This is a genomic window from Acinetobacter sp. CAU_H_78, from assembly GCF_058599365.1.
In genome coordinates this window covers 2,695,767-2,707,736 of record NZ_CM178652.1, presented here as the reverse complement: position 1 = coordinate 2,707,736, position 11,970 = coordinate 2,695,767, and the positions used below count along the sequence as shown (strand labels likewise).

Here is an 11,970-nt window from a genome sequence, read left to right as displayed (position 1 = left end):
TATGACGAAGCGCATTGCAATTGTAGGTGCTGGCCCGGCAGGCTTGATGGCTGCAGAGGTACTGAGCCAGTCTGATTATGAGGTGCATGTTTTTGAACAGAAGCCTTCGGCTGCACGCAAATTTCTGATGGCTGGGAAAACCGGTCTAAATATTTCCCATGCCGAGCCAGTCGAACAGTTTGTGCAACGTTATGATCAAGTGGACTGGTTAGAGCCTTGGATCAAACGCTGGGATGCCATATGGATTCAAAACTGGATGAGAGATCTTGGCATTGAACCTTATATCGGTTCCTCAGGTCGGGTCTTTCCTACAGAAATGAAAGCCGCTCCACTATTGCGTGTCTGGTTAAAACGCTTAACTGAGCATGGCATCCAATTTCATTATCGCCATCAAATTCTAGATCTAAAAAATCATCAGCTACAGATTCATGATTTAAAAAATGATTGCGCATTCACAGAAAACTTTGATGCGATTGTTTTGGCTTGTGGTGCAGTGTCGTGGTCAAAACTCGGCAGTGATGGGAAATGGCAAGCATGGCTTGATTGCAGCGAGATTGAACCTTTCCAAGCCAGTAATGCGGGTGTGGAATATCCATGGTCCAAGTTTATGCAGCCGATCTTTGGCCAGCCCTTAAAACGGGTCGAAGCTTGGGGTGAGGGTGGCGACAAGACTAAGGGTGATATTGTGATCAGTCACTATGGTCTGGAAAGTGGTCTGATCTATAAACAGGGTCGGGGACTGCGTCAACAGCTGAAACAGGGCCAGCCGATGCAGCTGAATCTGGATCTTTTTCCGGATCAAACCGTAGAACAATTAGCTAAAAAATTACAGCCAAGTAAAAAGCAATCTTTAAATAATATCTGGCGGAAAGCAGGTCTGGATGGTGCAAAAGCTGCTCTGGTGCGTGAACTGGTGCCAAAACCGCTTTGGCAAAATGCTCCTGAATTAGCACAGCAGATTAAGCAATTGAAAATTCCTTTAACCGGTTTCCGTCCTATACAGGAAGCGATTAGCTGTGCAGGTGGCGTTAAACGCGAGGTTCTGTCAGAGCAGCTTCAGCTTAAATCCAATCCACATGTGTTCTTATGTGGTGAAATGCTGGACTGGGATGCGCCTACGGGTGGTTATTTGCTGACAGCCTGTTTTGCCACTGGACGTGCAGCCGCAGAAGGGGTGCAGCACTATCTGGCTCAAGCTCAATAATACGCATTCTTCAGAAAGTGAAAGTTAAATCTTAGGACTGTATATAAAATTTCAGGAAGTGTCTGCTTCCTGAAATGTATTATTTATTGTGCTGGGGCTTTATTTGCGGTGGTCATCTCTGGATATTGCGAACGCCAGCGTTCTAACTGCTCCTGGGCATGTAGATATTTGCCCAGACCTTTTACATTTTCACTGGCTTCATTTACGGTAGTGGCCTGAGATTTCGGACTATTCACCAATTTTTCCTGATGTTCCCAGTATTGATACATCAAACCCTGAATATAACGGCCCTGTTCAGTTTTCAGCTCCAGATCTTTGAGCATATTTAGCGAAGACTGGACATGATCACGTTGACGTTGCTGGACAAATTCCGGAGTCAGATTGTCATCATTGCGCATGCCATTGAGTTCAGCTTCCAGATCCGCGCTCATTTCCTGGAAACGTTCTTCATAGTCATTTAAGGCAGCGATATCATGTGAATCATCTTCTGTTTTAGGGAAGTTTTTCACGGGTCCAGTTTTCAATTCCTGCATGATTTCCTCTGATGCAGAGTCTTCCGTTGCCTGCTGTTCTACAGATTGTGAACTTTTCTGGTCACAGGCCATCAAAAACATGGCGGCAGTGAAAAGTGCAGTTCGTGACATCAATTGAATCGTGTGCATGATTGAATCCTGTTCCTAATTATTTTTCTTGAATACATAAACATAGGTGATATAAGGGAAATTAATCATATCTTCTGCACCCTTGTCCGTATAGTTTTTGATAATTTGTTCGAATTGCTGCTTGAGCTGCTGTTGCTGTTCTTTTGGTAGTGCGGCAATAAAGCTGGTCGACAATAAGCGTTTGGAAACCACCTGTTCGACAGGGCCATGCTGTAGCTGGCGCATTTGCGTTTCAGCATAAGGCTGAAAGAGATTCTGTTCTTCAAATACCTCACGCCAGGCACCACTATGATAGCGTGGCGTATCACCTTCCAGTGGTGCAATGCAATCTGCCAGGGCTTTGACCCAGTCGACTGTAATATCTCGTTGGTTCCAGACCAGTACCAGAAAGCCTTGAGGTTTAAGTACCCGATCCAGCTCCTTTAAGGTCTCAAGATTGGAAAACCAGTGAAATGACTGTGCACAAAACACGGCATTCACGCTATGATCGGGCAGGGGAAGCTGGTGGCTCATCCCTTCGAGGATATGAATATCCGGATGTGCCAGTTTTAACTGGGCCAGCATCTCAGGAACAGGATCAATAGCGGTGATGTGGCTGCTGAGTGGGCGCAAATAGGGAATAAATTTACCTGTTCCTGTTCCCAAATCGACAAGATCTGCATCTACAGGCAATGACAGTGTCTCGGCAAGCCATGGGCTAAGATCTGCCGGATAGTCAGGGCGTACCTGCTGATAAAGCTCAGCCGCTGCACTAAACCCCTGTTGAGCTGCAGGATGCAGTGATTGTGTCATATTTTGCGCTTTTTAATCTTTTTCATCGATATAAAATAGCATATTCACTTTTTCGGCCCTATTCATTGAGTGAATTGTTGCCGAAAAGTTAGATTCACCAGCACGGGAAAGTTATGGATAAGCAGATTGTTTTTGAAGATGAGCATATACGCACAATTTTTATGCCGGGGTCATCTTCAGAATTGATTTTTTCATTTGGAGATTTGATTACCCGTGCCAAGGGCTTGAGCATCAATGCCGAAAAATCATTAGCGAAATTTGAATTTAATGTTTTGGGAATCATGCCCAAACATAAATCCTGGTTTCCAAAAAGTTCCATGTGGAACATGTTGCAAGCCATTGCCGAGCTGATTGCGCCGTTTCAGCAGCGCATTGCCTATGGTGGATCCATGGGCGGTTATGCGGCGATTAAATATTCCAATCTTCTGAATGTTCAGCGAGTGGTCGCGATGGTGCCGCAATATTCGATTGATCCGGAAGATGTCGAAGATGCCCGCTACAACATGTTTTACCAGCCTGAGCTGAATGAAGGCATGCGGATTGAGGCAGAAGATGTCAGTCCGGAACGGGAATATATTCTGGTTTATGATCCGTATTGCACCGAAGACCGGGCACATTACCTGAAACTGGAAGCCGTACTTCCGCAGCATCATGTACTGCATCTGCCATTTACCGGCCATGACGCCATCGCTGTTCTGGCCAGCTCCGAGCTGCTGTATGACTTTTTATTGCATGAATATGATGAAAGTTATTTCTACCAGAAAATGCGTCGGGTCAAGAAAAACAGCAAGTTCTATTATCGCAAGGTAATTGAGAATATCTTGCCGAGGCATCGTTTTGCTTTAGGGCGTATCCTGAAAAATAATGATCTGCTGCTGGATACTCAATTTTTTGATGCAGCCCAGAAACAGGTGATTTTGCGTGAATTGCTGAGTAATAAACAGGTGGATCAGCAGGATCTGCTCAAGCTTGGGATTCACGTTAATTTGCCGCAGGAAAAGCGTCAGTTATTGCTGGATGCCTATGGACATGCACTGGTCTTTAACGTCATCAGCAACAAGATCGAAAGCTATACCGGTGATGCGATTGCACTGAACCATAAATTCCTGATTCCAATTTATGCCAAAGGTAATGGCTTGCTGACCATCAATCTGAATGATGAGCGCTATCTGGTGGTAATGAATGACCGGCATATCATGAAACTGGTCAAGGAACAGGACGAATTAAATGTAGGCATGCATCCGATTATCATGAAACGCTATGCTGATTTTTATATGTTCAGCTATAAGCATCTGAATTTGCATACAGATGAATACGGCGCTTCCGGTTTCGTTGACGCAAGTGACAAAAATACACAGTTTGTGACACGAAGTGAAATGAACTAACGAAAAATTTTTCTAAAAAACAAATATTTGACTTATGTTTGCTAAAGCCTAATATGGTCTTAGGCGGTATGAAAAATAGTCACACCGCTCCCGATTGTTTATATGACAAGGGAGTAAATATATGCAATCCATACGCGTTTCAAGTATTTGTTTTATTCTTGGACTGATGCTGCCTAATTTTGCACACGCAGAAAGTGTGCATCCTGCAGTGATCTTGCTCAGTTCTTCTCTTATTTTTCTGATCTTTCTGAGTGTATATGTGATTTATAAGGTGCGCCGTTCTCTGCGTAACCATATTGATAAGCCTGTAGATTAACCACTTCTGACAGTAAGTTGCTTGAAAACCCTGCAGGACTTGTTTTAAATGGCAATCAAAATAAATTGTCAAACAAGGTTGAGGGTAAAGCCATGAAAGCCGCTTATTTAGATTATGCTTCTTTAGACCAACAGGATTTGGACTTTCAGGCACTTCATGCAGTATTTGACCAGCTGGTCTTATACCCGGCCACATCGGCTGCTGAGATTCAGTCTCGTGTAGCCGATGTCGATGTCATTATTACCAATAAAGTCATGATTGACGCGGCAACTATCCAGCAATGCCCTCAACTGAAACTGATCCTGATTTCTGCCACAGGCACCAATAATGTCGATCTGGCTGCGGCCAAGGCACGTGGTATTGTGGTGTGTAACTGTCAGGCTTATGGCACCTCTGCCGTCGCTCAACATACCCTGATGCTGATGCTCAATCTGGCCACTTCATTTTTAACCTATCAGCGTGCAGTACAGCAGGGTGAATGGCAAAAAGCCAGCCAGTTCTGTCTATTGGGTGCACCTATTGTGGAGCTGGCAGGCAAGACCTTAGGTATTGTTGGTTATGGCGAGCTGGGCCATGCAGTTGCCAGACTGGCAGAAGCCTTTGGCATGAAAGTACTGATTGCAGCTTTGCCCAACCGTCCAGCAGATGACTCTCGTATTCCATTTGCAGAGTTATTGCCACAAGTGGATTTTTTAAGCTTGCATTGCCCTTTAACGGAAGATACCCGTCATTTAATCAGTCATGCCGAATTGGACGCGATGAAACCAAGTGCATTTTTAATTAACTGTGCACGTGGCGGAATCGTCGATGAACAGGCATTGGCTCAGGCCTTACGCGAAGGCAAAATTGCCGGTGCTGCGACGGATGTGCTTACTGTTGAGCCACCGAAAGAGGGCAATGTATTGCTCGATGCCTCAATTCCCAACCTGATTGTCACACCGCACAATGCCTGGGGCAGCGTTGATGCCCGTCAACGCATTGTGGATCAGATGGTGGAAAATGTAGAAGCCTTTAAGCAGGGTCAGCCCATCCGTCAGGTAAATTAAAAATTATTAAATAAAAACAAAATGCTGATCAAATTCGATCAGCATTTTTTTCGGTTTTCTGGCGTAATGTATTTATCTAATAGTTTTAAAAATTCACTCTGAACCAGTGCAGACCGGGGGTTAAATATAATCTCCTGATAGACCCGCTTAAATTCGGGGACTCGTTCATCGGGACGCTTGTCATAAGATGTTCGATAATGGGTTTCAAACATATAGATCAGATGATTCTGCGAAAAATAAGCTGTTCGATAACTATAAATGTCATCTCCCTGAACCCCGATTCTTAATTTACACATATCCTTGATCCGATACAGGTCGGCATTATTGCCAGAGGCGGGCTTAAATTCAGCTTCCTCCAAGTGTTCTATATGCTGGATTTTTTCGCCTTCGGTTTTATGGTTATAAGAGGCGGCACTAGACAGGCTCGGGATGGAGGATAATTCGTCATCAATCGCAGCAATTGAGGTCACGGTTTCACCTGAAACCAGTAAAGTGATGTATAGAATAGCTACGCCACACAGAATGCCGGCGATAAAGCTGAGGAGATTTTTTTCATTTTTATTATCTTCTCATGATTTTACTTGAGTTCAGTCTAAAGAAAGACTCAACTATCTTCAATGCTTAAAAAAAAGCCCGTAATGGGCTTTTTTCAATGCGATGATTTAAAGATCATCTACTGCATAACTGGTTGCTGTACCGGAACTTGATTGGGATTGTGATACCGATGAATTTTGAGTTGCGGTAGATGGCTGACTCAAAGGCTGTTGCACGATTGGCGTCTGTTGTGAATTGCTGCGCCAGACTTCACGGGTCTGCTGAATTTTCTGACCCGTTTGCTGTGCTGCCTGAGTCGCACCCTGATCTACTTTCTGGATGGTATCTGATGCCGCAGACTTGGTATTGCCCCAGGCACGGTCTACACCCGGTTTGATTTTGGCAATGCCTTTTTCAGTGACTTCACCTACTTTTTCAGCGGTATTGATAACGCCTTCCTGTGCTTTATAGGCAAACACATGCAGCAGGTTCGGATTCTCACCATAAGGTGCAATCGGTTTGTTGGTCTGAGTGGTTTCGGTCTGTGCAAATACAGGTGCGCAGAACATTAAAGCTGTCGTTAAAATAATTGGGGTTTTGATATTCATTATGGATCGACCTCGAATTCGTCAAAGAGCGGTCTGAGTTTGGTTTTCAGTGTAACGGATAATCAGCCAAAAACAATGAATAAGCTGTGAAGAGAGTATAGGTTCAGCGTAGTTTGATGCGAGGATTTTATAATTTTTAAGAGGAAGAAAAATTAGGTCAAATCAGAAGAAAGATTAAATTTCTATTCATTCAAATAAATAGCCCCATTTTCATCATAAAAACAGGGCAATTTATTTAGTCACATTGAGTTTATTTAGTCACATTGAGTCAGGGCATCTTTAGCAAAATGATTGCGCAGGGTCACAAAGTTCTTTTGTACCGCCGCATCATGCAGGTCAAATTTTTGTGCGGTGCTGGTTCCGTCGCGCTGGAAAGTTGCTGAGCCGGCATCAATCAGGGTCATGCCTTTAAATGACCATTGTTCAACTGAACGGTTGTTGCCGATGTCGCCAGTAAATTCAATCACGCATTTGTCGAGGAACTTGGTCAGTTTCGCCTTATTGTTGGTTGTTTCTGGAATAACTTCGAGATTTTGTACTTCCTGTAATACACCCAGTTCCAGCTGTGGAATGGTCGGTTGAGATGTACATGCTGTAAGTGCGATACCCGCAAGAGTCGTCATAATGAGTGTTTGAAATTTCATGCGCTTCTTTCTTGTTGAGTGTTGTTAGGGTGAGTATATGAAATATATAGGGATATGCCTATAGTATCTTTAACAGTACTTGTTTCAATTAGATAGTGCTCATTGGTGTGATTGAAGAAAAGGGCATAACACATTCTTTTTCTAATAGAATAGAACATAATTGGTAGAGAAACTGGTTAGGCGAAATATTTACAAACTCACTTACTACTGGTCTCAATGTGCCTTGTAATAATTCATTAGCTTCATTTGGTCTATATCTGGCCACTGTTCCTAAATAAAACATACATAGTAACGTATATGATAAATGCGGTAACTCGGCTGTTTTTAAATCAACGTAATAACGATACCCTGTATTTGTAAGAATTGGTGCAATATCAAATTTGCAATATTCTTTTAAGATATTCTGATAAATCGTATTAATATTTTCTTTCGTATACGGCTTACGAGATTTTGATCGATATACTATTTTTCCTTCACGTGGAAAACCATCTTTGAAATAGTTTAGTCTTTTATTTTTCAGAAATTTACCTATATCGACTTTTGTTTTTTGCTCATTCTCGATAATTACTTCTGTAAATAATTTATTATGTTCATGATTAGTTAATATTTCGATGTGGATGGGTAGGAGTTTCCTCTTGTTTATTAATTCTAAGCTATGGCAAAGGCTGTGAATTTCTGGAATATTAGTTACTGCTTGACGAAAATTAATATTAAAAGGTTGAGTAATCTTTTTGCCTAGAATTTCTGAGAAAGTAGCAAATATATTTACTCCTTCATTAGATTTTGGTTTTACCTGAATAGTGTAATCTGTGCCAAGAGGTAAGTTTAAACCATGATGTTCATGTACGGTTTCTAATTCAATTTTATTAAAGGATAGAAAGCATTTTACGAGATTAAGCATTCCATAATAGAGTAATGTAGCTCGAGTAGGTAAAAGAATACTATTAGCGGCTTTATAAAAAGATTCAGCAAGAGATGAGAAATATAAGGAACGCTCTAAGAAAATTTTATTATCGCCTCTGCTTCTTGAAATTTTTTGTTGCAGATGTGAATTAATTAAAGACCAAGGATCACTTGTTAGTATTTGTTGATCTCCAGCTCTTAAATTGGCGAAAGAAAATCTTAGTTTATTATATTTAAATAAAGCAATTTCGCCTTTTTCAAGTTGTTTACTCATATTTACTCAAAAATAAAAACCTACTCACTTATAGCGAGGTTTTGTTTAAATTTCAAGCAAATAAAAGTTGATGATGAGATACTGAGACATCAGAATCTTGATAAAAATTTTTAACTCTATAGAAAAATAATAATAAGCCTATGTGAAAAATATTCTATCTCAAGGCATGATTAACCTTAGGGTAGAATCAAAATATAAAAAACTAGAAAGAAAAATATGAAAAGTTTTACTCAATTTTTTGCAGCATCTTTGTTGCTTTCCTTACCTATCATTACGCATGCCGATGGTGTTATCCCATTAGGACCATTATTCGTCATGGGCTTTTTTATCCTATTTATTTTTGTATTCTTCGCACTACTAATAGGTGGAACATTTGATATTAAGGACAATAAAAATCAGGATAAGGATGAATAAGAAATTATTACCACCATAATAAAAAACCCGCTCTAAAGCGGGTTTTTTAATGAATCAGAACTTAGTGTTGAAGCACTGAAATATCTGCAACTTTAGTGAACAGATCACGTAGTTGAGCAAGCAGACGTAAACGGTTTGCTTTCAGGTTAGCATCATCCGCCATCACCATTACGCCGTCAAAGAACGCATCAACTGGTGCACGCAGGGCAGCCAATGCAGATAACGCAGCAGTGTAATCTTTAGAAGCAAATAGTGGCTCAACCACTGGTGCGATTTTCGCAAGTTCAGCGAATAATGCTTTTTCAGCATCTTCCACCAGATTTGCTTCAACCACAGCACCTTCAGGCGCAGCTTCTTTAGCCAGAATATTCGCCACACGCTTGTTCGCCGCAGCAAGTGCAGCAGCTTCAGGCAATGCACGGAAGTGATTTACCGCATTTACACGCTTGTCAAAATCAAGCGGAGATTTTGGTGACAACGCTTGAACAGCCTGGATTACGTCAACATCAACGCCTTGGTCTTCGTATTTCGCACGGTAACGTCCTTCAAGGAATGCAACTGCATTTGCCAAAGTCTTGTCGTGGTCTTTTAATACATCGCCATAAGCAGCTAAAGCCAGCTTGATCAGGTCTTCGATTGAAACATCAAGCTCATTTTCAGTCACCAGACGCAGGATACCAATGGCAGAACGACGTAGCGCAAATGGGTCTTTAGAACCTGTAGGTGCCTGACCAATACCGAAAATACCAGTTAAAGTATCTAGACGGTCAGCAAGCGCAATCGTTGTACCCGTTTTGGTTTTAGGCAGAACGTCACCTGCGAATTTAGGTAAATACTGCTCACCTAAAGATTCAGCCACTTCATCATTTTCACCTTCAAGACGGGCGTAGTAAGTACCCGCGATGCCTTGAAGTTCTGGGAATTCACCCACCAACTCAGAAGTTAAGTCGCATTTAGCAAGAAGAGCCGCTTTTTCAGCATCTTCAGCTTTTGCACCTGTAATCGGCGCAAGTGCGACAGCCAGTTTGGCAATACGTTCAGACTTGTTCCACAAAGTACCCAGTTGTGCCTGGAATACCATGTTTGCCAGTTTCTCTTTACGAGAAGCCAGTGGCTGTTTCTGGTCTTGCAGGAAGAAGAATTCTGCATCTGACAGACGCGGACGAACCACTTTCTCGTTACCTTCAATAATTTGAGTCGGATCTTTAGACTCAATATTTGAAACGGTAATGAAGTAAGGCTGTAATTTGTTTTCAGCATTTACCAAGCAGAAGTACTTCTGGTTGTCCTGCATCGTAGTGATCAGCGCTTCTTGAGGAACGGCAAGGAAGCGTTCTTCGAAGCTGGCACGTAAAGCTACAGGCCATTCAACAAGAGCCGTTACTTCGTCACGCAGATCAGCAGGAACAATGGCAATCGCATTCACTTCATCAGCCAGTGCTTTGACTTGCTGGTCGATGATCGCCTGACGTTCTTCAAAAGAAGCAATTACTTTCGCAGCGCGAAGGGCATCCAGATAAACATCTGCATTGGCTAGGATAATCGCTTCAGGCGCATGGAAACGGTGACCATAAGTCACGTTGCCTGCTTTGTGATCCTGAATGGTTGCATCAATCACATTGCTATCTTTTAACAACACCACCCATTTCACCGGACGAACAAATTCAGTACGGCTAGCAGCAGAACGCATACGTTTTGCGATTGGCAATTGATCCAGAGCATGTTGCAGAATTTGTGGCAGTAAAACGTCCAGACTTTGGCCTTTCACGTCTTTCAGGTAGCAGACTTTTTCAACTTTACCGGCCTGGAAAGTAGAAACCTGATCAACCGTAATGCCTTGACCGCGCATAAAGCCTTCAAGCGCTTTGGTCGGTTTGCCTTCAGCATCATAAGCCGCTTGAACAGCAGGGCCGTCAAAACGTTTTTGCGTATCGGCCTGAGCTGCATCAACATTTACGATTTTAAGTGCCAGACGACGTGGCGCGGCATAAGCTTCGATTGCGTCGAAAGCCAGACCCGCATCTTTTAAGCCTTTTTCAGTTTCAGCTTTTAAAGCGTCACGTAATTTTTTCAGGCTTTTTGGTGGAAGTTCTTCACAGCCAAGTTCAAATAAAACTGTATGTTTAGACATTATTTGTTCTCCGCTGATTTTTCTGCTTGAGCCGCTTCTGCTTCTACTTGAGCTTTAAGCTGAGCCAGGACTTCGTCACGTAGGTGAGGTTCTGCCATTGGGAAACCAAGTTTCGCACGTGCAGCCACATAGCTGGTCGCAATTGAACGTGCCAGAGTACGCACACGCAGGATATAACGCTGACGTTCAGTCACGGAAATCGCGCCACGCGCATCCAGCAGGTTAAAGCTGTGTGATGCTTTAATTACTTGCTCATAAGCTGGCAGTGGCAGTTCAGCTTCGATTAAACGCGTTGCTTCAGCTTCGTAGAAATCGAACAGTTCGAACATTTTTTCTACTGGTGCATATTCGAAGTTATAAGTCGATTGTTCTACTTCGTTTTGATGGAACACATCGCCATAAGTCACAGTACCAAACTGACCTTTGGTCCAAACCAGATCGTAAACCGAGTCTACACCTTGCAGGTACATGGCCAGACGTTCCAGACCGTAAGTGATTTCACCTGTTACCGGGTAACATTCAACACCACCGACTTGCTGGAAGTAAGTGAACTGAGTCACTTCCATACCGTTCAGCCAAACTTCCCAGCCTAGACCCCAAGCGCCCAGTGTTGGAGATTCCCAGTTATCTTCCACGAAACGGATGTCGTGAACTAAAGGATCAATACCGATTGCTTTTAAAGAATCCAGGTACAACTGCTGGATATTGTCCGGATTTGGCTTAAGCACAACTTGGAACTGGTAATAATGTTGCAGACGGTTCGGATTCTCACCATAACGGCCATCTTTAGGACGGCGTGATGGCTGAACATAAGCGGCATTCCAGGTTTCAGGACCTAGCGCACGAAGGAATGTTGCAGTGTGGAATGTCCCTGCACCCATTTCCATGTCGTAAGGCTGTAACACAACGCAGCCTTGCTCCGCCCAGTAGTTTTGTAAGGCAAGAATTAAGCCTTGGAAGGTATCAATATGCGATATGGCGCGACTCATGGTCATCCACTTAAAATTAGAGAAAAATTGTGCTTGATTATAAGGATTTTACAGGGGAGTGGCAAAGG

At 42.8% G+C, this 11,970-nt stretch carries 13 protein-coding genes; 5 read left to right on the top strand and 8 right to left on the bottom strand.

Annotated elements, in window-relative coordinates:
- Nucleotide 1: 1 nt before the first annotated feature.
- Entirely contained in the window at nucleotides 2–1,204 is a 1,203-nt protein-coding gene (locus tag AC4MCD_RS12860) for a TIGR03862 family flavoprotein (RefSeq protein ID WP_491876236.1), read from the top strand.
- A gap of 83 nt (nucleotides 1,205–1,287) precedes the next feature.
- On the opposite strand, the gene AC4MCD_RS12855 is transcribed toward AC4MCD_RS12860, so the two are convergent.
- Nucleotides 1,288–1,866 carry a hypothetical protein gene (locus tag AC4MCD_RS12855; protein ID WP_419363788.1) on the bottom strand — a complete coding sequence of 193 codons (579 nt, stop codon included), beginning with the start codon at nucleotides 1,864–1,866 and terminating at the stop codon, nucleotides 1,288–1,290.
- Nucleotides 1,867–1,881: 15 nt separating this feature from the next.
- Entirely contained in the window at nucleotides 1,882–2,658 is a 777-nt protein-coding gene (locus AC4MCD_RS12850; protein WP_491876235.1) for a class I SAM-dependent methyltransferase, read from the bottom strand.
- 113 nt (nucleotides 2,659–2,771) lie between these two features.
- Between AC4MCD_RS12850 and AC4MCD_RS12845 the strand changes: the two genes are divergently transcribed.
- The 3 genes from AC4MCD_RS12845 to AC4MCD_RS12835 all read left to right on the top strand — a co-directional run bounded on the left by AC4MCD_RS12845 (nucleotide 2,772) and on the right by AC4MCD_RS12835 (nucleotide 5,405).
- Nucleotides 2,772–4,043, top strand: a complete 1,272-nt coding sequence (locus AC4MCD_RS12845; protein WP_491876234.1) for a hypothetical protein — start codon at nucleotides 2,772–2,774, stop codon at nucleotides 4,041–4,043.
- Between the two features lie 121 nt (nucleotides 4,044–4,164).
- The gene (locus AC4MCD_RS12840; protein ID WP_491876233.1) at nucleotides 4,165–4,359 is read left to right on the top strand and encodes a hypothetical protein; all 195 of its coding nucleotides are present in this window, start codon (nucleotides 4,165–4,167) and stop codon (nucleotides 4,357–4,359) included.
- 92 nt (nucleotides 4,360–4,451) lie between these two features.
- Nucleotides 4,452–5,405 carry a 2-hydroxyacid dehydrogenase gene (locus AC4MCD_RS12835; protein ID WP_491876232.1) on the top strand — a complete coding sequence of 318 codons (954 nt, stop codon included), beginning with the start codon at nucleotides 4,452–4,454 and terminating at the stop codon, nucleotides 5,403–5,405.
- Nucleotides 5,406–5,443: 38 nt separating this feature from the next.
- On the opposite strand, the gene AC4MCD_RS12830 is transcribed toward AC4MCD_RS12835, so the two are convergent.
- The 4 genes from AC4MCD_RS12830 to AC4MCD_RS12815 all read right to left on the bottom strand — a co-directional run bounded on the left by AC4MCD_RS12830 (nucleotide 5,444) and on the right by AC4MCD_RS12815 (nucleotide 8,368).
- On the bottom strand, nucleotides 5,444–5,875 hold the full coding sequence (locus AC4MCD_RS12830; protein ID WP_491876231.1) for a hypothetical protein: 432 nt from the start codon (nucleotides 5,873–5,875) through the stop codon (nucleotides 5,444–5,446).
- A 192-nt stretch (nucleotides 5,876–6,067) separates the two neighbouring features.
- A complete protein-coding gene (locus AC4MCD_RS12825) occupies nucleotides 6,068–6,547 on the bottom strand; it encodes a hypothetical protein (protein ID WP_491876230.1) in 480 nt (159 codons plus the stop codon).
- Nucleotides 6,548–6,801: 254 nt separating this feature from the next.
- The gene (locus AC4MCD_RS12820) at nucleotides 6,802–7,191 is read right to left on the bottom strand and encodes a hypothetical protein (RefSeq protein WP_125278836.1); all 390 of its coding nucleotides are present in this window, start codon (nucleotides 7,189–7,191) and stop codon (nucleotides 6,802–6,804) included.
- 88 nt (nucleotides 7,192–7,279) lie between these two features.
- Nucleotides 7,280–8,368, bottom strand: coding sequence for a YaaC family protein (locus AC4MCD_RS12815; RefSeq protein ID WP_416656243.1), 1,089 nt, complete (start codon nucleotides 8,366–8,368; stop codon nucleotides 7,280–7,282).
- Between the two features lie 216 nt (nucleotides 8,369–8,584).
- On the opposite strand from AC4MCD_RS12815, the gene AC4MCD_RS12810 reads away from it, so the two are divergent.
- On the top strand, nucleotides 8,585–8,782 hold the full coding sequence (locus AC4MCD_RS12810; protein WP_312309718.1) for a hypothetical protein: 198 nt from the start codon (nucleotides 8,585–8,587) through the stop codon (nucleotides 8,780–8,782).
- Nucleotides 8,783–8,843: 61 nt separating this feature from the next.
- On the opposite strand, the gene glyS is transcribed toward AC4MCD_RS12810, so the two are convergent.
- A complete protein-coding gene (gene glyS, locus AC4MCD_RS12805; protein ID WP_491876229.1) occupies nucleotides 8,844–10,913 on the bottom strand; it encodes a glycine--tRNA ligase subunit beta in 2,070 nt (689 codons plus the stop codon).
- Nucleotides 10,913–11,902 (bottom strand): glycine--tRNA ligase subunit alpha, encoded by a 990-nt coding sequence (gene glyQ, locus AC4MCD_RS12800; protein WP_005232423.1) that lies wholly within the window; start codon nucleotides 11,900–11,902, stop codon nucleotides 10,913–10,915. Before glyQ ends, glyS begins: the two co-directional genes overlap by 1 nt.
- Nucleotides 11,903–11,970: the final 68 nt, after the last annotated feature.